Consider the following 22361-nt stretch of genomic DNA (forward strand, 5'->3'; position numbering starts at 1 on the left):
CCGCGTCTCTCAGTCTCGAAGGGCCGCGATCAAAAATTCGCGGTTGCCGTCGGCGCCGGTGATCGGGCTCGGCGTGAGCCCGAGCACCCGCCAGCCCGGCAGCGCCGCCCACCAGGCGGCAATGCGCGCAGAGACCGCCTCATGCACCGCCGGGTCACGCACGATCCCGCCCTTGCCGATGCCCTCGCGCCCGGCTTCGAACTGCGGCTTAATCAGCGCGACCGCGAAGGCCCCCGGTGCGGCTAACGCCAGCGGCGCCGGTAAAACCGTTTCCAGCCCGATGAAACTCGCATCCGCGACCACGCAGCCGACCGCCTCGGGGATCAGCCTGGCATCGAGATGGCGGGCATTGGTGCGCTCATGCACGACGACCCTGGCATCCTGGCGCAGCTTCCAGGCGAGCTGCCCATGCCCGACATCGACGGCATGCACCCGCGTCGCGCCGCGCGCGAGCAGGACCTCGGTGAAGCCGCCGGTCGAGGCGCCGATATCGAGCCCGATGCGCCCCGAAGGCGAGAGGCCGAAATGGTCAAGGGCGTGCGCGAGCTTGACGCCGCCGCGCGAAACCCAAGGGTGGTCCTCGCCGCGGAGCGCAAGCGGCGCGTCGTCTGCAAGCAACTCGCCGGATTTCTCGACCCGCCGCGTCCCAGAGAGAACTTTCCCGGCCAAAATCAGCGCCTGCGCCCGCGCTCGGCTTTCGGCAAGGCCGCGCGCCAGCAGAAGCTGATCGGCACGGAGCCTTGCCATCCGCCGCCGCCGTCAGTGCCGGCGCATGACGACGAAGCGGGCCAGCGCCCGGAGATGGGCGGCGCGCTCGCCGAACATATCGAGATGCGCCGCCGCTTGCTCGGCGAGCAGCAGCGCCTGGGCGCGGGCGCGCTCGGGGCCGAGGATCGCAACCAGCGTCGCCTTGCCGGCGGCCTGGTCCTTGCCGGCGGTCTTGCCGGTCTCCTCGGTGGTGCCGAGGGCATCGAGGAGATCATCGGCGATCTGAAAGGCGGCGCCGAGATCGCGCCCGTACCAGGCCAGCGCCTGGCGCTGGGCGTGCGGCGCGCGGCCGAGAATGGCGCCGGCCTCGGCGCTGAACTGAATAAGCCTGCCGGTTTTCAACGCTTGCAGGCGCGCGATTTCGGCCTCGTTCAGCTCTTTCCCCTCCGCCGCCATGTCGATCATCTGGCCGCCGACCATGCCGCGCGCGCCGGCGGCATGCGCGAGCCCGAGCACCAGATCGGCGCGCGCCTGCGGGTCGGAATGGGTGTCGGGCTCGGCCAGCACCTCGAAGGCGCGGGTCTGCAGGGCATCGCCGGCGAGGATCGCGGTCGCTTCGTCGAAGGCGCGATGGGTGCTCGGGCGGCCGCGGCGGAGATCATCGTCATCCATCGCCGGCAGATCGTCATGCACCAGCGAATAGGCATGCAGCATCTCGACCGCGGCGGCGACGCGGGCGGCGCAGGTGGCATTCACCATGAACAGCGCCGCACTCTCCAGCACCAAAAAGGCGCGGAGCCGCTTGCCGCCGCCGAGCGTCGCGTAACGCATGGCCTCAAACAGCCGCGCCTCCAGCCCCTCCGGCACCACGAGCAGGGTCTCGAGCGCCGCTTCGACCCGCGCCGCCGCGGCGCCAAGCGCCGCCGTGAGCCTGGGGTCGGGCGCGTCATCGGGCGCCGGGGGTTGAACCTCACTCATGGCGCCACCGGGCGGGTGGCGAGCCCGTCCTCGGTCGCGACGATGGCGTTGATGCGCCCCTCAACCTCGGCGAGCCGCGCCTCGCAATGCTGGCGGAGCGCGGTGCCGCGCTCATAGGCGGCGAGCGCCTCGTCCAGCGTCTGCCGCCCTTCCTCGAGAGCGCGCACGATCTGCTCGAGCTCGGCCATCGCGTCCTCGAAGGAAAGCTCGGCGACCGGACGGGGCGGCGCGGTGGCAGGCATGGGGAAATCCTCCGGCGCGGGGGGTTGTCGAACGCCTGCTCCTATCCCGCCGGCGCCGCGCCGCCAACCCCCACGCGATCCGCTCGTCTTGATCCACCCCCTGGCGGGCGGGGCACGGGCGGCCTAGGCTTGTCGCGAGACCCTCATCCGGGGCCAGACGCCGCTTGGCGACTGGTCCGCCGCACCGGGTCCATCATGGCTTCAGGAGGAAGTGACATCATGGAAGATATCGTCATCGCCGCCGCCGCCCGCACGCCGGTTGGCAGCTTCAACGGCGCGTTCGGGTCAGTGCCGGCGCACACGCTCGGCGCGACCGCGCTTTCGGCCGCGATCGGCCGCGCCAAACTCGAGCCCGGTGAGGTCGACGAGGTGATCCTCGGCCAGATCCTCGCCGCCGGCCAGGGCATGAACCCGGCCCGCCAGGCGGCCCGCGCCGCCGGCATCCCGGACGACAAAACCGCATTCGGCATCAATCAGGTCTGCGGCTCGGGGCTGCGCGCCGTCGCTCTCGCGGCACAGCAGGTGATGAGCGGCGAGAGCAAGATCGTCGTCGCCGGCGGCCAGGAAAGCATGAGCCTCGCGCAGCACGCAGCACATCTCCGCGCCGGGGTGAAAATGGGCGATCTCGGCTTCGTCGACACCATGATCAAAGACGGGCTCTGGGATATTTTCAACGGCTATCACATGGGCGTCACCGCCGAGAACGTCGCCCGCGCCTATCAGATCACCCGCGAGGAGCAGGATGCCTTCGCCCTCGCCTCCCAGCAGAAGGCGAGTGCCGCGCAGAAAGCCGGGCGCTTTCAGAGCGAGATCGCGGCGGTCACGGTGAAGGGCCGCAAGGGTGACGTGGTGGTGTCCGAGGATGAATATATCCGCCACGATGCCTCCCTCGAGGCGATGACGAAGCTGCGGCCGGCCTTCACCAAGGACGGCACGGTGACAGCGGCGAACGCGAGCGGCATCAATGATGGCGCCGCCGCCCTCGTCGTGATGACGGCGAGCGAGGCGGCCAAGCGCGGGCTGACGCCGCTTGCCCGCATCGCTGCCTTCGCGACCGCCGGCGTCGATCCGGCGCTGATGGGCACCGGCCCGATCCCGGCCTCGCGCAAGGCGCTGGCGCGGGCCGGCTGGAAGGTCGAGGATCTCGATCTGATCGAGGCCAACGAGGCGTTCGCAGCGCAAGCCTGCGCCGTCAACAAGGATCTCGGCTGGGATCCGGCGAAGGTGAACGTCAATGGCGGCGCGATCGCGATCGGCCACCCGATCGGCGCTTCCGGGGCGCGTATCCTCGTCACACTGCTCGCCGAAATGGCCCGGCGCGATGCGCATAAGGGCCTGGCGACACTCTGCATCGGCGGCGGCATGGGCGTTGCCATGTGCGTCGAGCGCTGAGCGATGCGGCATCCCTCCCCGCCCAGGCGGGGTGGGGCGGGGTGCTGCGCTGCAACATTGATTTCGCTCAACATTATCCCCGCGCGGCATGCTAGCCTGACGGCGTCGAACGTTCATAACGGGAGGTAAACATGGAACGGGTCGCATTGGTCACCGGCGGGACGCGGGGCATTGGCGCGGCGATTTCGCGGGCGCTGAAAGCGGCGGGTCACCGCGTGGTCGCGAGCTATGCCGGCAATGATGCGGCGGCGCGGGCCTTCGCCGAGGAAACCGGGATCGCGGTGCTGCGCTTTGACGCCGGCGATTATGGCGCCTGCGAGGTCGCGGTGGCGGAAATCGCCAAGGAACATGGCCCGATCGCCGTGCTCGTCAACAATGCCGGCATCACCCGCGATACCACCCTTGCGCGCATGACGCGCGAGATGTGGGATGTGGTGATCGCAACCAACCTCACGTCGTGCTTCAATCTCTGCAAGCTCACCTTCGAGGGGATGCGGGCGGCGAAATTCGGCCGCGTGATCAATATCAGCAGCATCAACGGCCAGGCCGGGCAATATGGGCAAGTGAATTATTCCGCCGCCAAGGCCGGGATGATCGGCTTCACCAAGGCGCTGGCCCAGGAAGGCGCCCGCCACGGCATCACCGTCAACGCCGTCGCCCCGGGTTATATCGACACCGAGATGGTGCGCGCGGTGCCGGCCGAGGCACTGCAGAAGGTCATCGCCAAAATCCCCGTCGGCCGTCTCGGCCAGGCCGAGGAAATCGCCCGCGCGGTGGTGTTTCTCGCGGCCGAGGAGGCCGGTTTCGTCACCGGCGCGACGCTCACCATCAATGGCGGCCAATACATGACCTGAGCGCGATTAATCGAAAGGTAGGTTTTCGGCGCTAGACTGTTCCCCGACCGCAAGGAGAGGGGCAATGCCGCTGGATGCGTATCATGAGCGGGCGGGCGACCCACCGAAGGTGGAGGTGACAGCGCCGGCCCGCATCATCGCCGAGATCGCCGAGGATATCGGCCGGCTTTCGGTCGATATCGCCGATCTCGTGGGCGATGTGCAGGAGGTCAACACCCATCTCGAGGGGCAATCGCGCCAGGTCGGGGAAATCGGCGCCGCCAGCGACGAAATCATCACCGCCAACCGCCTGATCGCCGAGACGGCAGCGGAAAATGCCCGCATGGCGGGGGCGGCGCGCCAGGATACCGAGGTTTCGGCGGCCGAGGTGCGGGCCTCGCTCGGCGCCATCGAGCGGCTGGTCGCTGCCGCCGGTACCATCCGCAGCCAGGTCGGCGCCTTCGGCGAGGCGATCGCGACGGTCGGCAAAGTTTCCCAGAATATCGACCGCATCGCCCGCCAGACCAATCTTCTCGCGCTCAACGCGACCATCGAGGCGGCGCGGGCCGGCGAGGCCGGACGCGGCTTCGCCGTCGTCGCGAGCGAGGTCAAGGCGCTCGCCAAGCAAACCAGCGCCGCGACCGCCGAGATCGGCGCGACGCTCGCCGCCCTCACCGAGGCCTTGCAGCTTCTGCTCCGCCACGCCGAGGATGGGGCGCGCGAGGCGCATGAGGTGGGCAAAAGCGCCGATGTCATCAATCAGGCGATGCAGACGGTGAGTGGCGCGGTCGCGGCGGTCGAGACCAATGCCGGGCGGATCGGCGGCGCGACCAACGAGATCACCGCCCGCTGCGAGCAATTCGCGGAGCTGGTCGATGCCATGAAAGCCGGCATCACCCGCTCGGCGGCGACGCTCGCGACCGCCGCCGGCCGCGGCGGCACGCTTTTGGAGGCAAGCGAGCGGATCATGGTCCGCACCGCCGATTCCGGCTTTGAGACGGTGGACAGCAAATTCATCGCCGCCGCGAGAGAGACCGCGGCGCGGATCGAGGCGGCGTTCGCCGACGCCCTGAGCGCCGGCACGATCACCGAGGCCGATCTGTTCGACAAGGATCTTCGCCCGATTGCCGGCACCGATCCGCAGCAATTCATGACCCGCTATATCGATTTCCTCGATCGCGTTCTGCCGCCACTGCATGATCCGGTGTTGGCGCTCGACCCAAGGGTCGTCTGGTGCGCCTGCACCGATCATAATCTGCTGATTCCGACCCATAATCCGCAATATCGCAAACCGCACGGGGCGGATCCGCTCTGGAATGCCGCCAATGGCCGCAACCGTCGCCGCTATACCGACAAAACCGCCCAGGCGGTGGCGACCAGCAACGCGCCGTTTTTATTGCAGACCTATCGTCGCGATATGGGCGGCGGCAAATTCGCCCTGATGAAAGACGCTTCCGCCCCGATCCGGGTCAATGGCCGGATCTGGGGCGGGTTGCGGGTCTGTTATCGTATCTAGAACGCGATCGGTTTAAGTCGATCACGCTCTACCCCTATTTTGGCGAGCACGTTGGCCGGTTTTGATGGAACAGGATGGTTCAATCAAAACCTACCTTGCTCTAAGGCTTGGGTCGGGGCTTATTGCATCGGCCCCGGCGGCGACCATTGAAAGGTTTTGCGGTTGCAGGGATAGGTATTGATAAAATACCGCAACACCCCGCTCGCTGCCGGCTCGTCGAGATATTGTGGATTGCTCTGGACCCAGGAGACCAGTCCGGCGACGGATTGGCGCCGCGTCGGCGCCGGGTTGGGGAGGCAGACTTTGCGCTTGTTATGGCGCGGCCCCATCGTATCGAGGAGATGGAAATCGAGCACCGCCGCCTCATAACCGGCGCAAAGGCTGGTTCCGGCAACGTAGTAGGGACTATCGTTGCGCAGCGTGCAGGCGAGCGCGAGGTCGCGGAGATTATGGATGTCGAGCGGGTTCGCGACCGGCATCGGCTGGGTGGTGACCGGCGTCATGGTGGTTGCCGCCATGGTCGACTGGCCCAGGGCAGGCGCACTCCCAGCGGGCGCACTCCCGTTGGCCGCCGATTGCGCGAGCGCTGGCCCCGCGACGAGCAGGCCAAGGCAGCCGAGAACAGCTAAACGCATCGAATGTCTCCGTCACGCACAGGAAAGTGAACGAAAGAGCCTGGATTTTTTCGCTCGCGCTGGGCCATCCTATCGCCCGGCAAGCGTGACCCTTTTGTGCCGGGGTTTATAGCGCGCATTGGCGCGAACGCCCCGCATGGTTTCGTGTCACTTTTGTGACTGTTTTGTTGCAGCGCGGTGCGCCGCTCTTGCCAAATCCTGCCATCCGGTAGAGTTTTCACCCATGGACGAGCATCACGTCGATATCCTGGTCATCGGCGCGGGGATGGCCGGCGCGAGTGCGGCCGCCGCGCTCGCGCGGGCGGCAAGCGGGCGCAAGATCGCGCTGATCGAGGCCGAGGATACGCCGGGTTATCATAGTACCGGCCGCTCGGCGGCGATCTGGATTCTCAATTACGGCCCCCCGGATGTCCATGTCCTGACCCGCCTCTCGCGCGGGTTTTTCGATGCGCCGCCGCCGGGCTTTAGCGATCACCCGCTCAACCATCGCCGCGCCGTGTTGTTTCTCGCCCCGCCCGAGCAGGCCGCGGCGCTGGCCACCCTGATGGCCGAGGGCGAAGCCGTGCGTGAGATCGGGCTTGCCGAGGTCGCGCGCCGGGTGCCGGCGCTGCGGCCGGGCTATGCGGTTGGCGCGGCGATCGAAGACGATGCTTTCGATATCGACGTCGCCGCCCTGCATCAGGGGTTTTTGCGCGAATTCCGCCGCGCCGGCGGCTTGCTCGCGCTCCATGCCCGCGCCCGGACGATTGAGCGCGGCCAGGGGCTGTGGCGGGTTGGAACGGAGGCGGGCGACGCGCGGTTCCTCTCCCCGATCGTCATCAACGCCGCCGGTGCCTGGGGCGATGAGGTCGCGCAGGCGGCCGGGGTTGCGCCGCTCGGCCTCGTGCCCAAGCGCCGCACCGGCGCGATCATCGATCCCGCCCCCTTCGCGGTCGTCGATTGGCCTTTGGTGCAAGATGTCGTGCAAAGCTGGTATGTCCGCCCGGAAGCGCGCACGCGGCTGATGGTGACGCCGGCGGATGCGACCCCGACCCACCCGCATGATGTGCAGCCCGACGAGATCGATATCGCGATCGGCATCGACCGCATGCAGCAAGCGCTCACGATCGCGGTGCGGCGCGTCGAGCGGAGTTGGGCGGGCCTGCGCAGCTTCACGCCCGACGGCAGTCTCGCCTTCGGCTGGGACCGCGCCGCCGAGGGATTTTTCTGGTGTGTTGGGCAAGGCGGCTATGGCATCCAGACCGCGCCGGCGGCGGGCGCGCTGGTTGCGGCGATGGTGCTCGGGCAGGACGCCGGCGCGGCCGGCGAAATCATCGCCCGCATCGATCCCGGCCGTTTCGCCTGAACTGTGAGGGTTGACGCTATCGGCGAGCCGGGGGTCACGACGAAGCCGGGATGCCGTTTGGCGGCGTGATGGGGTCGGCCATGGTAGCTCACGCGGAATTGATGAGAGGAAAATGCGTTCGCCGTTGCCTTCACGAGACGTGATTTTTTACCATTTGATGCTTTTTTCGACTGGCGGCGCATCGTGAAAAATTAAGATGTTCGGGAGAGGAGGAATTTAGGGCTATGCGTTCGATCACGCGGTCTGTGGCGGTGGCGACACTGTTTGGTTTTGGGTTTCTCGCGCCTGCGGCCTGGGCGACCCCGGTGCTGGATCAGGAATACACACCCACGCCGAGTATCCAATATGCCGCCTTTTCCGGAGGATCTTTTCGAAGAGCGGAAACCTTCACGGTCGGAATCGCCGGAACGTTGGCCGAAATCACCGTTGATACGACTTCCTCGAACAGTGCGTTCACGGGCGTCAACATCCTGTCCACCTCGGGCGGCACACCGACGACGACTGTTCTGGACGTTGGAACCTTCGATTCGACAAACGCGGCTGGTGTTTCCACCTTCACGGTTTCCCTGCCGGTAACGGTCGGTGAAGTCTTGGGAATCGAGCCGATCGGAAACAACGGCACCGATTGGTTGCAGCACAGCACCTACCCGCAACCTTATGCGGGTGGTTCGGATTTCGTGCTCAACCCGAACGTATTTGGCCCCGATTTCATATCCGATTATGCTGGCGACGGGTTTGCCACCTATGTCGATCCACCGGGCTCGTCCTCGGTGCCCGAGCCGATGAGCCTCGCGATCCTCGCGAGTGGTGTCATTGGCCTGACATTCGCGCATCGCAAGACGAGGGAGCGAGAATTTCTTCCCAATGAATAGTAAACACGCCAAGAAAACCGGATAAAGTCTTTTTGCTTCTTTTTCTTCAGAAAAAGAAGATTCTTTCTTACCCTTTCGCCCCCGCCGTTTTGCGGTGAAACGTCACCACCAAAACGTCGCGATGGGATGGCGCGCCGGCATCCACCGGCGCCACCGGGGTGACGCCGTGATAGACGCGGTGGTCATCGACCAGGGCGGCATCGAAGGGGGCGGCGAGGGTGAAGCTCCCGAGCAATTTGCCATCGAGGGCATGAATGCTGGTCTCACCGCGCTCGATGTTCTCGCGCCCGATCATCAGGACGAGCACGTAATCGACCCCGTCGCGGTGCAATCCCTCTGGCGTCGGCTTGCCGGGGGCGTCGGCGCGCGCCTCGATGCGGAATTGGTGCGCCTCGATATGCCAGGCGACATTCGGGCACAGCCCGTCGAAAAGCGCGCGGCAGAAGCGGAGGATGGTCGTGAAGCTGGCGCTCGCGGCGACGTCGTCGCGGATCGGCTCGAACCAGCGGGCGATGCCGCCATTGAGGGGGTTATAGTCGCGTGACTGATAATGCGGCTGATGCGGGGCGCGCGGGATCGCCGGCTCACCGGGGACGGCCGTGAATACCGCGAAGCGGCGTTTGCGGTAGCGCCCGCCATCGGCCATGTAGGTGTCGCGGCCGAGTTCGTTCCAGCTTGCGGCGAACCTCGCCCAGTCGTCGAGGGCGCCGTGTCTCAGCAATTCGGCTCGCATCGTCGCCGCCGGGACGAAGGCGAAGCCGCGTGCTGCGATCGCGCGGCCGGGATCGTCGCTCATTGCGCCGCTTCTTGCCGCGAGGGTTCGGCTTGCGCCGGCGCCTGCTGACCCGGCGGGGTCAGCAGCAGCACGGTCTGGGTCGGATTGGCGATCTCGATGCCGAGTTCCTCGAAGCGCTTTTTCATGCGCCGATGGAACTCGCGCTGCACCCCCCAGCGGGCGCTGTCGGTGCAGACGATTTGGCCGGCGATGGTGACGACGGCGCCTTCGATCTTATCGACGCCCCAGAGCTGCAGATCGCTCAACATGCCGCGCTGAAAGGCGGGATCCTTGCGCATCCCGGCGGCGACCTCGCGCAGCGCCTCGCAGACGCGATCGGTATCCTCTTTGTAGGCGACGCTGACATTGACCGCGGCATTGCCGAGACCGCGATTGCTGTTGCTGACCGTGGTCACCGCGCTGAAGGGGATGATGTGCACCGAGCCGTCGCTGGCGCGCAGCCGGATGGTGCGCACCGAAAGCGCCTCGACCGAGCCCGAAACCCCGGCCAGCGTCACCCAATCCCCGACCTGCATCGCGTTTTCGAGGAGGAGGAAGACGCCGGTGATCAGATCCTGCACCAGTTTTTGCGAGCCAAAGCCGATGGCGACGCCGACGATGCCGGCGCCGGCGAGCAAGGGCGCGATGTTGACGCCGATTTCAGAGAGCGCGACCGGGGCTGCGATCAGGAACAACACCACCGCGAGAGCGGCGCGGATCATCGGCAGCAGCGTGCGCATGCGGCTCGCCCGCGCCATGTGGCCCTGGCTGGTGAGACGCGTCACCTGGCGCAGGATCAGCTCATTGGCCCCCTCCCACACCACGAGCACGAAAAACAGGACCAATGCGATGGTCACCAGCGCCGAGACCACCCGTTCGCCGAGGGCGCCGTCGCTGAACCAGTCGAAGGCGCCGAACCCCCATGTCTGCAGGAGCGAGACCAGGATGATCGCGGTGATGATGCCCGAGACGATGGCGCGCAACAGGCGATAATAGCTGCGTGCCCGCGCCGAGATGCCGGCCAGTCCCGGCACCACCTCGAGCCCGGCGATCGGTTCGGCGCCGACATGGAACATGCGGTCGAGGGCGCCGAGCACGACTTGCCGCGCCGCTCGCCCGGCGATGAGAACGACGACGCTCAGCGCCCCGATCTTGAGCAGTAAGCGATAGCCGTCCGGCACGCCGAGCGCCCAGACCAGCCAGAGGCCGAGAATGGCGATGATTGCGACATGATGCCAAAGCCGCGCCGCCCGCTTGCGCGCGAGCGCGAGCGGGCGGCCGTCATCCTCGCTCGGCGCGATCCAGCCGGCGACCAGGCGGCGGTTCTTGAACACCACCACCACCAGCATGACGTGGACGATGAGGGCGACGATCTTGAGCAGCGCGTCATGGGCATCCGGGTCGAGGCCGAAGACCAGGCCGACCTCGGCGAGGGCATAGCCGAAAACACTGACCGCGATCAGTCGCCGCACCCAGCGGGTGATCGCGAGCGCGGCGGCATCGCCGAGCCCGAACACTCGCATCCCGGGATTGTCCGGCGAGAGCAGGGAACGCACCGCCGCCATCACCACCTGCACTGTGACGAAGGCATCGACGACGGCGAGGATCACCACCTGCGTCGAGGCCGAGCCGGCGAGCGGCGTGCTGAGCAGACCATAGACGAAGCCGAGCAGGATGACCGAGGGCACCAGTTCGAGCAGAAACCGCAGCAGAACGAAGGGCAAGCGCGCGAGCGGGATCGCGATCACCGGCGTATCCCTCGCCGCGGACGCGGCGGCCAGCGGCTCATCGGCGATCGCGGGTTCGGTCTCGGTCTCGGCTTCGGTCCCGGGGGGCGGCGGCGCTTCGGCGCCACCGCCGACCACCGCCTCGAGGCCGCGCCGCGGCCGGCGCAAGGCGCGTTCGGCGAGGATATCGGCGGCGAGCCCGATCGCGAGGATCAGGACGAGACGCCAGAGGGCGGCGAAGAAACGCGCCTGGGCTTGGGGGTCGGTCGCGGTTTCACGCAGCCAGTCGCCGATCGCCTGGAAATCGGTCACCGCCTGGACGCTTTGGACAACCCGCTTCGAGCCCACTTGCAGCCGGCCCGCGGCATCGACCAGGATCTGGGCGCCGAGGCTGTTGGGCGCCAGCGGTAAGGCGAGCGGCGCCGCCGGCGTCGGGGCGGGCGGCAGATGGGCCTCACCCGAGGCGGCGGCGAGGGCGCGGAGGGCGGCGATCAGCTTCGCGCGCTTCTCGGGGTTCTGCAGATCGGCGATCACTTCTTGCGCGGTCTGCCGGTCGAGCGCCGGCGCGCTGGGTGCCGCCGGCGGCGGCGTTTGCGCGCCGACGCGCCAAGACCCCGCGCATATCAGAAGCAGAGCGAGAGCCAGCGCACGCATCATGGCCTTTCCGACCATAGCCGCGGAGCGCTGTCAACGGCCGCGGCGGCGCGGCGCTTTTTTCCGCCGAGGGGGGATGCGCGCCGGCTCTCGGCGCGCTATGCCGGCGCGATGCGGGCGGCATTGTCGTTTTTTCTGGTTTTGGTGATGGCGGGCGTGCTCGGCGTCCTCGTGCTCGGGATCATCGGGGTCGCGCGTGGCGGCGATCCGCGCCGCTCCAACCAATTGATGCGCTGGCGGGTGATCCTGCAAGCGGCGGCGCTGCTGCTGCTCGCCCTGCTGCTCAGCCTCGGGCGCTCGTGAGGCGCAAGGCGCCGCTCTCGCGTTTGACAGGCCCCGAGAGCGCTGCCTAATTTCGCCCGGGCTCCGAGGTCCGGGCATGTCAGGGAACGCAATGCCGATGAAGCTTCTTGTCGCCGTCAAACGGGTTGTCGATTACAACGTCAAGGTGCGGGTGCGCAGCGACGGCAGCGGCGTCGAAACCGCGGGCGTGAAAATGTCGATGAACCCGTTCGACGAAATCGCCGTCGAGGAGGCCGTTCGCCTCAAGGAAAAAGGCGTCGTCGAGGAAATCATCGCGGTCTCGATGGGGGTTGGCGCCTGCGCCGAAACCATCCGCACCGCGCTCGCGATGGGAGCCGATCGCGGCATCCTGGTTGAAACCGATGTCGAGCTGCAACCACTCGCGGTTGCAAAGCTCCTTAAGGCGATCGTCGTCAAGGAAGCGCCGCAGCTCGTCATTCTCGGCAAACAAGCGATCGATGACGACATGAACGCGACCGGGCAGATGCTCGCCGCCCTCCTCGGCTGGCCGCAAGGGACGTTCGCGAGCAGGCTTTCGATCGCGGACGGGCGCGCCGAGGTGACGCGCGAGATTGATGGCGGGCTGGAAACCGTGTCCCTCACGTTGCCGGCGATCGTCACCACCGATCTTCGCCTCAACGAACCGCGTTATGCGAGCCTCCCCAACATCATGAAGGCGCGGAAGAAACCGATCGAGACCGTGACCCCGGCGGCGCTCGGCGTCGACCCGGCGCCACGCCTTCAGGTTCTCAAAACCACCGAGCCGCCGCGCCGCCAGGCCGGGGTCAAGGTCGGCTCGGTCGCGGAGCTGGTGGACAAGCTGAAAAACGAAGCCAAGGTGATCTGACCATGACCGCACTCGTCCTTCTCGACCATGACGGCCAGGCGATCAAGCAGCCGGCGCGGAGCGCGGTCGCGGCGGCGCAAAAGCTCGGCGAGGTGCATGTCCTCGTCGCCGGCGAGGGGATCGGCGCGGTCGCGCAAGCGGCGGCGAAGCTGCCTGGGGTTGCGAAAGTCATCGCCGCCGATGCGCCCGCCTATGCCCATGGCCTCGCCGAGCCGCTCGCCGCTCTCCTGGTCGCCCTCGCCCCCGACTATACCCATCTCCTCGCCGCGGCGACCGCGAGCGGCAAGAACGTCATGCCACGCGCCGCGGCCTTGCTCGACGTGCAGCCGATCAGCGACATTTCGGCGGTGCTCGACGCCGACACTTTCGTCCGCCCGATCTATGCCGGCAACGCGCTGGCGACGGTGAAATCGGCGGACGCGAAAAAAGTGATCACCGTGCGCGCGACGGGCTTCGACCCGGTCGCCGCCGAGGGCGGTTCGGCGGAGATCGTCGCGGCGCCGACCCTGGCCGCGCCAGAGACCTCGCGCTTCGTCTCGGCGGAGCTCTCCAAAAGCGAGCGGCCGGAGCTGACGGCGGCGCGGATCGTCATCTCCGGCGGGCGCGGGATGCAGAGCGGCGAGAATTTTCACCTGCTCGACGCCGTCGCCGACAAGCTGCACGCCGCCGTCGGCGCCTCGCGCGCCGCGGTCGATGCCGGGTTCGTGCCCAACGACTATCAGGTCGGCCAGACCGGCAAGATCGTCGCCCCGGAGCTTTATGTCGCGGTCGGGATTTCCGGCGCGATCCAGCATCTCGCCGGCATGAAAGACAGCAAAGTCATCGTCGCCATCAATAAGGACGAGGAAGCGCCGATCTTCCAGGTCGCCGATTATGGGCTGGTTGCCGATTTGTTCAAGGCGCTGCCGGAACTGTCCGAGGCGCTGGAGAAGGTGTCGTGAGCGTCGGTCTCACCGGCATCGCCGCGAGCCCGGCGGAGACCCCGGTCGCGGTGCCAATGATCCGGAAAATCGGCGTCATCGGCGCCGGGCTGATGGGCAACGGGATCAGCCATGTCGCGGCCATCGCCGGCCTCGATGTCATCATGATGGACGTCAAACCCGAGGCGCTGACGCGGGCGATGGAAACCATCGCGCGCAACATGGACCGGCAGATCAAATCCGGCCAGATCACCGCCGACGACAAAGCGACCGCGCTCGCACGCATTCAGACCGGAGGCGATTTTTCCGGCTTCGGCGATTGCGACCTGGTGATCGAGGCAACCAGCGAGAAAGAGGAGCTAAAGCGTGCGGTCTATGCCAGCCTCACGCCGCATCTCCGCCCCGATTGCCTGATCGCTTCCAACACCTCCTCGATCTCGATCACCCGGCTCGGCGCCAGCACCGATCGGCCGGAAAAATTTATCGGCATGCATTTCATGAATCCGGTGCCGGTGATGAAGCTGGTCGAGATCATCCGCGGCATCGCGACCGACGAGCCGACCTTTCGCGCGATCTGCGCTCTGGCCGAAAAGCTTGGCAAGACCATCGCGGTCGCCGAGGATTTTCCCGCCTTCATCGTCAACCGCATCCTGGTGCCGATGATCAACGAGGCGGTCTATGCGCTTTATGAGGGCGTCGCCTCGGTCGCGGCGATCGATACCGCGTTGCGGCTCGGCGCCAATCACCGCATGGGGCCGCTCGAACTCGCCGATTTCATCGGCCTCGACACCTGTCTTGCGATCATGCAGGTGCTCTATGAAGGGCTCGCCGACAGCAAATATCGCCCCTGCCCGCTTCTCGTGAAATATGTCGAGGCCGGTTGGCTCGGCCGCAAGACCGGGCGCGGCTTTTACGATTACACCCAGACCCCGCCCCGTCCGACACGCTGACGTCGTCTGCCCCGGGACGACGTTAAAAATCAAGCCCATCATCGCGTTAGCGGTTCGGTAAGGCTTTTCGCGCATAGTGCGCGGAGAGATGCTCCGTTTCCGCCCATGCCGGGCAAGCGAACAGGGGGATGCGTGCTCGCCGCAAGCGATGAAGCAAGGCGTCTGGAAGCGCTGCGGCAACTCGCGTTGCTCGATACGCCGCCGAACGACGAATTCGATCGCATCACCCTGCTCGCCGCGCGCTGCTTCGCTGTCCCGATCGCGATGATTTCGCTGATCGACGCCGAACGGCAATGGGTCAAATCCCGCCACGGCCTCGATCTCACCGAAATGCCGCGCGCCACCTCGTTTTGCGATCACGCCATCCGCGGCGATGAAAGCCTGGTGGTCAGCGATGCGCGCGAAGACCCGAGATTTCGCGACCACCCCTTGGTCACCGGCGCGCCGCATCTCCGCTTTTACGCCGGGGCGCCGCTGATCACCCGCGACCGCTACGCGATCGGCGCGCTCTGCATCCTCGATAGCAAGCCGCGCACATTCACCGCCGCCGAACGCCACTCGCTCGAAATCCTCGCCGCCCAGGTGATGCAGCTCATCGAGCTTCGCCATTCCTCCGGCCGCCTGCACCCGACCAGCCTGCTCCCGAACGCCGCCCAATTCTGCGAGGATCTCGCCGATCTCACCCGCCGCCAGCGCGGCCAGAGCCGGCTTTTCGTAATGCTCGACATCGCCGATCCCGATCACTTGCCGACTTATCTCACGATGCTCGGTCCGCGCTGGGAACGGGATTTGCCGACGGCGATGATCCGCGGCATCCGCGCCGCGTTCGGGGAAGGTTTTCCGATCTATCATCCGCTCTCGCTTCGCTTCGGTTTTCTCCTCGACCCGTCGGCAACCCCTGGCTGGCAGGAAAAGCTCGACCAGATGGCCGTTCATCTCCGCCGGCCGATCAGCGAGACTTTGCCGCTCGCACTCTATCCCAGCATCGGGGTGGTGCCGTTCCGGCTCGGCGATTTCATGGACAAGGCCCTGCTGCAACGCGGCGTTCTCGCCGCGCACGAGGCGCGGGCGGTCGGGCGGGTATTGACCACGGCGCGCGGCCAAAGCGCCGCCGATGACTGGCATGACGCGCATATGCTGCTCGGCGAACTTCGCCGCGCCCTCGATGCGCCCGACCAGTTGACGCTCGCCTTTCAGCCGCGGCTCGATTTCCGCAGCGGCCTTTGCCGCGCGGTCGAGGCGCTGATCCGCTGGAACCACCCGACGCTCGGCCCGGTCTCGCCCGGCGAATTCATCCCGCTCGTCGAAAATACCGCGCTGATGACCGATCTCACCTTCTGGGTCATGGATGCCGCGATGCACGCGATCGCCGAATTTCACCAAAAAGGGCAGCCGCTTCGCGTTTCGATCAATGTCTCGGCCGGTGATTTGCAAAACAGCGACATCGTCGGGCGCATCACGACGCTGCTCCGCCGCTATCGCCTGCCGGCGGAGGCGATCGAACTCGAATTCACCGAAAGCAGCCTGCTGCCCAACCGCACCATCGTGCACCAGCAATTGCGCGCGATCCGCGAACTTGGCGTCGAAATCGCGATCGATGATTTCGGCACCGGCTATAGCAACCTCGCCTATCTCAAATCCATGCCGGCCAGCGTGGTCAAGCTCGACCAATCCTTCATCCGCGTCCTCGCGACCAGCGCGCGTGACCGCGCGATCGTCAAGGCGGCGATCCTGATGGCGCATGAACTCGGCTACCGGGTGGTCGCCGAGGGGGTGGAAACGGCGGAAATCTGCGCCATGGTCGCCGGCTGGAGCTGTGACGAGGGGCAGGGCTATCATATCGGGCGGCCGATGGCGGCCGAGGCCCTGGCGCTCTGGCTCGCCGATCATGCCTTGCCGGCGGTCGCGGTGTCGCTGCCGTGACCCGGCCTCGGCCGCTGCCGGAGAGAGGTCGCAGACGATCAGCCATGCGTTCCGCGCAATGGTCTGTCGTCACCGTTATGCGAGACTATGCTGCAATGCAGCAAACCCCACCCCATATCGCGAAAGCTTCCCCCAAGAAAAGGCGGGTCACATGCTTTCGTCGTCGTTTTCACAGCCTAGTCTTCCGCCACGCCTCGCGCTCGCGCGGCTTCGCCACAGCCTCTCGCGGCGTTGGCGAAGCGGGTTCGAGCGCTTCCTGATGCCCTGGGACGGACCGGCCGAGAGCGAATGGCTCGACATTGCGGAATTCGGGTCGAACCCGGGGCGGCTCGCGATGCGGGTTTTTCGGCCGACGACCGCGATGCTGCCCGGTGCACCGCTGGTGATGCTGTTGCATGGGTGTGGCCAAGGCGCCGGGGAATTCGCCACCAGCGGCGGCTGGATCGAGGCGGCGATCCGGCATGGCTGGGTGCTCGTGTTGCCCGAGCAGGCCATCAGCAACAACCATGCGCGCTGCTTCTCGTGGTACAACCACGGCGATACCCATCGCGGCCGCGGCGAGGTGCTGTCGCTCCGACAAATGATTCAGACCGCGCTTCGCCGCTTTCGCTGCGATCGGACACAGGTCTTCGTCGCCGGGCTTTCCGCCGGCGGCGCGATGGCGGCGGCGCTGCTGGCCGCCTACCCCGAGACCTTCGCCGCCGGCGCGGTCGTCGCCGGGCTTCCGGTCGGCTGCGCGAGCAATGCCGGTGAAGCGTTTTTGCGCATGCATGATGCCGGGCCGACGAAAATGACGCCGGCCGCTTGGGCGAACTTGATTGCCGCCCAGAGTGGCCACAAAGGGCGCTGGCCACGGCTTTCCATCTGGCATGGCGAGGCCGACCGGGTGGTCGATCCCGGCAATGGCGAGAATCTCGTTCGGCAATGGACGGCGCTGCACGGGCTCGATGCCGTGGACGCGGCGGTGAAACAGGTTTCCCCCGGGGTCACCCGGCGCATCTGGGGGCATGCGGCGGCGCCGAACGTCGAGGCCTGGTCGATCGCCGGCCTCGATCACGGTTTTCCGGTCGGCGCGGACGCGGCGCGCCGTCGCCCAGCCTCACAATGGGTGCTCGGCGCCGAAATCGACGCGACCGAAGCAATCGTCCGCTTCTGGCACTGACGTCGTCCGGCGTAAGGTGCGGGAGAGGCAGGCGAGGGCGCTGCCCTCGACCCGCTGGGGGCAGCGCCCCCAGACCCGCATCACTCAACCCGCATCACTCGACCCGCATCACTCGACCCGCGCGATCGGCCTTCCTATGCGCCTTCGGCGAAATGCGTGGCGATACGGGCGGCGAGCTTGCGCGCGACCGCGTCCTTCGTCATGCGCGGCCAGGTCTCCGTGCCCGCCGCGGTGATCAGCAGCACCGCGTTTTCGGCGCCCCCCATGATACCGGTCGCGGGCGAGACATCGTTGGCGACGATCCAGTCACAGCCCTTGCGCGCACGCTTGGCGGTGGCGTGGGCGGCAAGATGTTCGGTCTCGGCGGCGAAGCCGACCACGAGACGCGGCCGGGCCGGGCCGGCGGCGGCGAGTTCGGCGAGGATATCGGGATTGGCGGTGAGTTCGAGGATCGGCGGCGCGGCGGCGGTTTTTTTCATTTTTTCCTGGGCGGCATGGGTCACGCGCCAATCCGCGACCGCCGCGGCGCAGACGGCGATCGTGGCGGGCAGGGCGGCGAAAACCGCATCGCGCATTTCCCGCGCGGTCTCGACATGGCAAACGGTGACCCCCGGCGGATCGGCGAGCGCGACCGGCCCGGCGACCAACGTCACCCGCGCGCCGAGGGCGGCCAGCGCCGCAGCGATGGCATGGCCCTGGCGGCCAGAGCTGCGGTTGGCGATGTAGCGTACCGGGTCGATCGGCTCCTGCGTCGGGCCGCTGGTGACGATCGCGTGCTGCCCGGCAAGGGGACCCCCGTGCGCAAGCAGGGCTGCGATGGCATCGAAGATCGCGTGCGGCTCGGCCAAACGCCCGGGGCCGAATTCATGGCACGCCATTTCCCCCTCGTCCGGCCCGACGATATGAACCCCGCGCGCGGCAAGCGCCGCCAGGTTCGCAACCGTCGCCGGGTGCTGCCACATGCGCACATTCATCGCCGGCGCGACCAGCACATTCTTGTCGGTCGCGAGGAGAAGCGTGGTCGCGAGGTCATCGGCAAGACCGGCCGCCATCCGCGCAAGGATATGCGCGGTCGCCGGCGCGACCACCACGAGATCGGCGGCACGCGAGAGCTGGATATGGCCGATCTCGGCCTCGTCGGTGAGCGAGAAGAGGTTCTGATAGACGGTATTTTCCGCCAGGGTTTGGACGGCGAGCGGGGTCACGAACTCCGCCCCGGCGCGGGTCAAAACCGGGGTTACCGCGCATCCCGCGCCGCGCAGCAAGCGGATCAGTTCCAAAGCCTTATAGGCGGCGATGCCGCCGGCGATGATCAGGAGGACCCGTTTTCCGGCCAGCGTCATCAAAGCCGCCAGCCAGTATGGATGGCGACGATCCCGCCGGCGAGGTTCTCGACCGCGACCCGGGCGAACCCGGTTTTGCGCATCATCGCGGCGAGGGTTTCCTGGTCGGGAAAGGTGCGGATGCTTTCGGCGAGGTATTGATAGCTCTCGGAATCGTGGGCAACGATGCGGCCAAGGCGCGGCAGCACCGCAAACGACCAGGCGTCATAGAGCGGCACCAGGGCGGCGACCTGGACGCGGCTGAATTCCAGGCAGAAAAACCGCCCACCGGGGCGGAGCACCCGCAGCGCTTCGGCAAGAACGGCCTCTTTGTCGGTGCAGTTGCGCAGACCAAAGGCGATCGAGACGCGGTCGACGGTGCGGTCGGGGAGCGGCAGCGCTTCGGCATCGGCGATCAGAAAATCGAGCCCGCGGACGATCCCGCGCGCCCGCGCCCGTTCGCGCCCGACCGCGAGCATCGCCGGATTGATATCAGAGAGGATCGCCCGCCCGCCGCCCGCAGCGAGCCAGCCGAAGCTGATATCGCCGGTGCCGCCGGCGAGATCGAGCAGGGTGTCGCCGCTCCGCGGCGCGAGCCGGTCGATGAAACGCCGCTTCCAAGCGCGATGGAGCCCAAGCGACATCAGATCGTTCATCACATCATAGCGGCGGGCGACGCTTTCGAAGACGGCGCGGACCATCGGTTTCTTCGCCGCGCGCGGGACGGCGCGAAAGCCGAAATCGGTGGTCGCCGTGGTGGCCTCGTGGCTTGGGCTGTTGCTCATGATGGGTTTCCTATAGCCTGAAAACTGATCATGCCGGAACTCCCCGAAGTCGAGACGGTGATGCGCGCAATGGCGGGGCGGCTGCTCGGCCAGGTGATCACGCGGGCGGAGCTTCGCCGCGCCGATCTTCGCCGCCCGGTGCCGCCCAACCTCGCCGCCGCGCTCACCGGCGCGCGGGTGAGCGGCTTTCGCCGCCGCGCGAAATATATTCTCGTGCGGCTCGCCGGCGGGCAAAGCGTGCTTTGGCATCTCGGCATGTCGGGCCGCATCCTGCTCATGCCGCCCGGGGCCAACGCGCCCGAGCCGGCGCATTGCCACCTGCTCCTGGTGACCGAGGCGGGGTTTCGGCTCGGCTTCATCGATCCGCGCCGCTTCGGCCTCGTCGATCTCGTCGCGACGGTGGCGGAGGATGCCCATCCGCTGCTCGCCGGGCTCGGGCCGGAGCCGCTGGAAGAGGGGTTCACCCCGGCCCGGCTCGCGGCCAGCCTCGCCGGGCGGCAGAGCCCGATCAAATCGGTGCTGCTCGATCAGCGGGTGGTCGCCGGGCTCGGCAATATCTATGTCGCGGAGGCGCTGTTTCGCGCCCGCCTCCATCCCGCGCGCTTGGCCGGTGACATCTCGCGCCCCGGCGCCGCCCGCCTGGTCGCCGCGATCCGCGAGACGCTGACCGAGGCGATCGCCGCCGGTGGCTCCTCCTTACGCGATTACGTCCAGCCCGATGGCGAACTCGGCTATTTCCAGCACGCGTGGCGGGTCTATGGCCGGGCCGGGGCGCCGTGCCCGGATTGTCCCGGCGCGCCGCGTTGCGCTGGGGTTGCGCGCCTCGTGCAAGCCGGGCGAAGTTCGTTCTATTGTCCGCGCCGGCAACGCTGAGACGAGAGGGAGAGACATCACATGGCACCAGAGATGATCGTGGTCGAAACCGTGGGCAAGGCGGGGATCATTCGCCTCAACCGCCCGCAGGCGCTGAATGCGCTCTGCGACCGGCTGATGGCCGAACTCGGGGCGCAATTGCGGGCTTTCGACGCGGATCCGGCGATCGCCGCGATCATCCTCACCGGCTCGGACAAGGCCTTCGCCGCCGGCGCCGACATCAAGGAAATGCTGCCACGCCGCTATCCGGAGGTGATGCGCGAGGATTTCATCGCGCCCTGGGAGATCGTCACCACGGTGAAGAAGCCGGTGATCGCCGCGGTTGCCGGGTTCGCGTTAGGCGGCGGCTGCGAACTCGCGATGATGTGTGACATCATCCTCGCCGCCGAGACCGCGAAATTCGGCCAGCCGGAGATCAATCTCGGGGTCATCCCCGGCGCCGGCGGCACGCAGCGCCTGACGCGCGCGATCGGCAAGGCCAAGGCGATGGAGATGATCCTGACCGGGCGCATGATGGACGCCCATGACGCCGAACGCGCCAATCTCGTCGCCCGCGTCGTGCCCGCCGCCGATCTTATGGCCGAGGCGCTGAAGCTCGCCGAAAAACTGGCGACGCTGTCGCCGGTCGCGCTCGCGGTCGCCAAGCAAGCGGTCAATCGGGCGTTCGAGACCACGCTCGGCGAGGGGGTGCGGGTCGAGCGCTCGCTCTTCCTGCCGCTCTTCGGCACGGCGGATCAGCAGGAGGGCATGGCGGCCTTCGCGGAAAAGCGCAAGCCCCGGTTTTCCGGCTGGCGCGGCGGCGAGCCCGGCGCCGCGTGATGGGGGCGCCGCTTGACAGGCCCGGCGGCGCTTTCTAGAAGGCGCTTCCTGGCTCGAAAGGGTATTCGCCCGTTCGGGGTGTTCGGCTTTTTGATGATGATGATGAGGGGCCATGGCCAATACCGCTTCGGCGCGCAAGCGCATCCGCCAGACGGCACGCCGCACCGAGCGTAACCGCGCCCGGAAGTCGCGCGTGCGGACCTTCATCCGCAAGGTCGAGGCGGCGATCGCCGGGGGCGATAAGGAGGCGGCGGTGACCGCGCTGCGTCTCGCCGAGCCCGAGATGCAACGCGCCGCCGGCAAAGGCGTGCTGCCGAAAAACACCGCGTCGCGCAAGATCTCGCGGCTGTCGGCGCGCATCAAGGCACTTGCGCTTTCGTAAAAATTTCTCTCCCGCCATCTTGACGGCGGCGGGTTGCGCGGTCGAAAATGACAAATCCGTGTCAGAATATCGATGCGGGGTGTTTTTTCCTGACCAATTTCTCTGCCGTATGCGCCCGCCGCAAAAGTAAAAAATGCCTTGCTCGGCTGGGCAAGCAAGCAGTTTTTGTGCTGTTTTTATAATTATGCCTCGCGATTTGCACTAATTTTGTCTTGGCCACTTTCTCGGTTGCTTCCGCCGAACCTTCGGTTTAGTGTCCGCCCTTCTCAATTCTGTCTGTAGACGGTGGTTTGTTGACGCAGCTCGCGAGAGATGCGGCGCGATAGACGTAATGGGTGGTTTTGGGCGTCTCCACGATCTCCGTGGCGAACGGAAGGTTAAATTTGGGGGCGTGAGAG

The 22361-nt window shown here is 67.0% G+C and carries 21 protein-coding genes and 1 pseudogene; 14 read left to right on the forward strand and 8 right to left on the reverse strand.

Translation table 11 applies throughout. The features are described 5' to 3' along the window. Positions 1-9 precede the first annotated feature (9 nt). From DEF76_RS18355 to DEF76_RS18365, 3 genes are read right to left on the reverse strand one after another with little or no spacing between them, the layout of a single operon-like run. Entirely contained in the window at positions 10-747 is a 738-nt protein-coding gene (locus DEF76_RS18355) for a TlyA family RNA methyltransferase (RefSeq protein WP_114913530.1), read from the reverse strand. Between the two features lie 12 nt (positions 748-759). Beyond that, on the reverse strand, positions 760-1686 hold the full coding sequence (locus DEF76_RS18360; protein WP_114913531.1) for a polyprenyl synthetase family protein: 927 nt from the start codon (positions 1684-1686) through the stop codon (positions 760-762). Next, positions 1683-1928: an exodeoxyribonuclease VII small subunit gene (locus DEF76_RS18365; RefSeq protein WP_114913532.1), complete on the reverse strand. Its 246-nt coding sequence runs from the start codon at positions 1926-1928 to the stop codon at positions 1683-1685. Before DEF76_RS18365 ends, DEF76_RS18360 begins: the two co-directional genes overlap by 4 nt. A gap of 219 nt (positions 1929-2147) precedes the next feature. On the opposite strand from DEF76_RS18365, the gene DEF76_RS18370 reads away from it, so the two are divergent. The 3 genes and pseudogenes from DEF76_RS18370 to DEF76_RS18380 form a co-directional block, all read left to right on the forward strand. Then, positions 2148-3320 (forward strand): acetyl-CoA C-acetyltransferase, encoded by a 1173-nt coding sequence (locus DEF76_RS18370; RefSeq protein WP_114913533.1) that lies wholly within the window; start codon positions 2148-2150, stop codon positions 3318-3320. Between the two features lie 131 nt (positions 3321-3451). Further along, complete coding sequence (gene phbB / locus DEF76_RS18375) at positions 3452-4174, forward strand: acetoacetyl-CoA reductase (RefSeq protein WP_114913534.1); 723 nt, start codon at positions 3452-3454, stop codon at positions 4172-4174. Positions 4175-4655: 481 nt separating this feature from the next. After that, a pseudogene (locus tag DEF76_RS18380) lies at positions 4656-5669 on the forward strand (methyl-accepting chemotaxis protein); the annotation flags it as partial. Positions 5670-5788: 119 nt separating this feature from the next. Here DEF76_RS18380 and DEF76_RS18385 read toward each other — a convergent pair. Next, the gene (locus DEF76_RS18385; RefSeq protein WP_114913536.1) at positions 5789-6304 is read right to left on the reverse strand and encodes a Rap1a/Tai family immunity protein; all 516 of its coding nucleotides are present in this window, start codon (positions 6302-6304) and stop codon (positions 5789-5791) included. 223 nt (positions 6305-6527) lie between these two features. Between DEF76_RS18385 and DEF76_RS18390 the strand changes: the two genes are divergently transcribed. Both DEF76_RS18390 and DEF76_RS18395 read left to right on the forward strand, forming a co-directional pair. Continuing rightward, positions 6528-7649: an NAD(P)/FAD-dependent oxidoreductase gene (locus DEF76_RS18390; protein ID WP_114913537.1), complete on the forward strand. Its 1122-nt coding sequence runs from the start codon at positions 6528-6530 to the stop codon at positions 7647-7649. A 224-nt stretch (positions 7650-7873) separates the two neighbouring features. Next, positions 7874-8521, forward strand: coding sequence for a hypothetical protein (locus tag DEF76_RS18395; RefSeq protein WP_114913538.1), 648 nt, complete (start codon positions 7874-7876; stop codon positions 8519-8521). Between the two features lie 67 nt (positions 8522-8588). Here the strand turns inward: DEF76_RS18395 and DEF76_RS18400 are convergent, their stop codons facing one another. Then, positions 8589-9317 (reverse strand): 2OG-Fe dioxygenase family protein, encoded by a 729-nt coding sequence (locus DEF76_RS18400; protein WP_114913539.1) that lies wholly within the window; start codon positions 9315-9317, stop codon positions 8589-8591. After that, positions 9314-11680 carry a mechanosensitive ion channel family protein gene (locus DEF76_RS18405; protein WP_162800752.1) on the reverse strand — a complete coding sequence of 789 codons (2367 nt, stop codon included), beginning with the start codon at positions 11678-11680 and terminating at the stop codon, positions 9314-9316. Before DEF76_RS18405 ends, DEF76_RS18400 begins: the two co-directional genes overlap by 4 nt. 120 nt (positions 11681-11800) lie before the next feature. On the opposite strand from DEF76_RS18405, the gene DEF76_RS18410 reads away from it, so the two are divergent. The 6 genes from DEF76_RS18410 (at position 11801) to DEF76_RS18435 (ending at position 17782) form a co-directional block, all read left to right on the forward strand. Beyond that, positions 11801-11980 carry a twin transmembrane helix small protein gene (locus tag DEF76_RS18410; RefSeq protein ID WP_240319060.1) on the forward strand — a complete coding sequence of 60 codons (180 nt, stop codon included), beginning with the start codon at positions 11801-11803 and terminating at the stop codon, positions 11978-11980. A gap of 97 nt (positions 11981-12077) precedes the next feature. Continuing rightward, the gene (locus DEF76_RS18415) at positions 12078-12827 is read left to right on the forward strand and encodes an electron transfer flavoprotein subunit beta/FixA family protein (protein WP_114913998.1); all 750 of its coding nucleotides are present in this window, start codon (positions 12078-12080) and stop codon (positions 12825-12827) included. Between the two features lie 2 nt (positions 12828-12829). Further along, positions 12830-13768 (forward strand): electron transfer flavoprotein subunit alpha/FixB family protein, encoded by a 939-nt coding sequence (locus tag DEF76_RS18420; protein ID WP_114913542.1) that lies wholly within the window; start codon positions 12830-12832, stop codon positions 13766-13768. Between the two features lie 56 nt (positions 13769-13824). After that, positions 13825-14697, forward strand: coding sequence for a 3-hydroxybutyryl-CoA dehydrogenase (locus DEF76_RS18425; protein ID WP_114913999.1), 873 nt, complete (start codon positions 13825-13827; stop codon positions 14695-14697). Positions 14698-14829: 132 nt separating this feature from the next. After that, complete coding sequence (locus DEF76_RS18430; RefSeq protein WP_162800753.1) at positions 14830-16620, forward strand: EAL domain-containing protein; 1791 nt, start codon at positions 14830-14832, stop codon at positions 16618-16620. A gap of 151 nt (positions 16621-16771) precedes the next feature. Further along, on the forward strand, positions 16772-17782 hold the full coding sequence (locus tag DEF76_RS18435) for an extracellular catalytic domain type 1 short-chain-length polyhydroxyalkanoate depolymerase (RefSeq protein WP_162800754.1): 1011 nt from the start codon (positions 16772-16774) through the stop codon (positions 17780-17782). Between the two features lie 134 nt (positions 17783-17916). Here the strand turns inward: DEF76_RS18435 and coaBC are convergent, their stop codons facing one another. Beyond that, on the reverse strand, positions 17917-19125 hold the full coding sequence (gene coaBC, locus DEF76_RS18440) for a bifunctional phosphopantothenoylcysteine decarboxylase/phosphopantothenate--cysteine ligase CoaBC (protein ID WP_114913545.1): 1209 nt from the start codon (positions 19123-19125) through the stop codon (positions 17917-17919). Continuing rightward, positions 19125-19889 carry a class I SAM-dependent methyltransferase gene (locus DEF76_RS18445; protein WP_114913546.1) on the reverse strand — a complete coding sequence of 255 codons (765 nt, stop codon included), beginning with the start codon at positions 19887-19889 and terminating at the stop codon, positions 19125-19127. Before DEF76_RS18445 ends, coaBC begins: the two co-directional genes overlap by 1 nt. A gap of 30 nt (positions 19890-19919) precedes the next feature. On the opposite strand from DEF76_RS18445, the gene mutM reads away from it, so the two are divergent. From mutM to rpsT, 3 genes are all read left to right on the forward strand, one after another. After that, the gene (gene mutM / locus DEF76_RS18450) at positions 19920-20762 is read left to right on the forward strand and encodes a bifunctional DNA-formamidopyrimidine glycosylase/DNA-(apurinic or apyrimidinic site) lyase (protein WP_114913547.1); all 843 of its coding nucleotides are present in this window, start codon (positions 19920-19922) and stop codon (positions 20760-20762) included. A gap of 21 nt (positions 20763-20783) precedes the next feature. After that, the gene (locus tag DEF76_RS18455) at positions 20784-21581 is read left to right on the forward strand and encodes an enoyl-CoA hydratase (protein WP_114913548.1); all 798 of its coding nucleotides are present in this window, start codon (positions 20784-20786) and stop codon (positions 21579-21581) included. A gap of 112 nt (positions 21582-21693) precedes the next feature. After that, a complete protein-coding gene (gene rpsT / locus DEF76_RS18460) occupies positions 21694-21963 on the forward strand; it encodes a 30S ribosomal protein S20 (protein WP_114913549.1) in 270 nt (89 codons plus the stop codon). Positions 21964-22361 lie beyond the last annotated feature (398 nt).

Origin of the sequence: Acidibrevibacterium fodinaquatile (assembly GCF_003352165.1) — a bacterium.
GTDB lineage: Bacteria > Pseudomonadota > Alphaproteobacteria > Acetobacterales > Acetobacteraceae > Acidibrevibacterium > Acidibrevibacterium fodinaquatile.

Excerpts from the sequence above, each read along its gene's own strand:
- DEF76_RS18355 (WP_114913530.1), bottom strand. The coding sequence starts at position 747 with ATGGCAAGGCTCCGTGCCGATCAGCTTCTGCTGGCGCGCGGCCTTGCC.
- DEF76_RS18360 (WP_114913531.1), bottom strand. The coding sequence starts at position 1,686 with ATGAGTGAGGTTCAACCCCCGGCGCCCGATGACGCGCCCGACCCCAGG.
- DEF76_RS18365 (WP_114913532.1), bottom strand. The coding sequence starts at position 1,928 with ATGCCTGCCACCGCGCCGCCCCGTCCGGTCGCCGAGCTTTCCTTCGAG.
- DEF76_RS18370 (WP_114913533.1), top strand. The coding sequence starts at position 2,148 with ATGGAAGATATCGTCATCGCCGCCGCCGCCCGCACGCCGGTTGGCAGC.
- phbB (WP_114913534.1), top strand. The coding sequence starts at position 3,452 with ATGGAACGGGTCGCATTGGTCACCGGCGGGACGCGGGGCATTGGCGCG.
- DEF76_RS18385 (WP_114913536.1), bottom strand. The coding sequence starts at position 6,304 with ATGCGTTTAGCTGTTCTCGGCTGCCTTGGCCTGCTCGTCGCGGGGCCA.
- DEF76_RS18390 (WP_114913537.1), top strand. The coding sequence starts at position 6,528 with ATGGACGAGCATCACGTCGATATCCTGGTCATCGGCGCGGGGATGGCC.
- DEF76_RS18395 (WP_114913538.1), top strand. The coding sequence starts at position 7,874 with ATGCGTTCGATCACGCGGTCTGTGGCGGTGGCGACACTGTTTGGTTTT.
- DEF76_RS18400 (WP_114913539.1), bottom strand. The coding sequence starts at position 9,317 with ATGAGCGACGATCCCGGCCGCGCGATCGCAGCACGCGGCTTCGCCTTC.
- DEF76_RS18405 (WP_162800752.1), bottom strand. The coding sequence starts at position 11,680 with ATGATGCGTGCGCTGGCTCTCGCTCTGCTTCTGATATGCGCGGGGTCT.
- DEF76_RS18415 (WP_114913998.1), top strand. The coding sequence starts at position 12,078 with ATGAAGCTTCTTGTCGCCGTCAAACGGGTTGTCGATTACAACGTCAAG.
- DEF76_RS18420 (WP_114913542.1), top strand. The coding sequence starts at position 12,830 with ATGACCGCACTCGTCCTTCTCGACCATGACGGCCAGGCGATCAAGCAG.
- DEF76_RS18425 (WP_114913999.1), top strand. The coding sequence starts at position 13,825 with ATGATCCGGAAAATCGGCGTCATCGGCGCCGGGCTGATGGGCAACGGG.
- DEF76_RS18435 (WP_162800754.1), top strand. The coding sequence starts at position 16,772 with ATGCTTTCGTCGTCGTTTTCACAGCCTAGTCTTCCGCCACGCCTCGCG.
- coaBC (WP_114913545.1), bottom strand. The coding sequence starts at position 19,125 with ATGACGCTGGCCGGAAAACGGGTCCTCCTGATCATCGCCGGCGGCATC.
- DEF76_RS18445 (WP_114913546.1), bottom strand. The coding sequence starts at position 19,889 with ATGAGCAACAGCCCAAGCCACGAGGCCACCACGGCGACCACCGATTTC.
- mutM (WP_114913547.1), top strand. The coding sequence starts at position 19,920 with ATGCCGGAACTCCCCGAAGTCGAGACGGTGATGCGCGCAATGGCGGGG.
- DEF76_RS18455 (WP_114913548.1), top strand. The coding sequence starts at position 20,784 with ATGGCACCAGAGATGATCGTGGTCGAAACCGTGGGCAAGGCGGGGATC.
- rpsT (WP_114913549.1), top strand. The coding sequence starts at position 21,694 with ATGGCCAATACCGCTTCGGCGCGCAAGCGCATCCGCCAGACGGCACGC.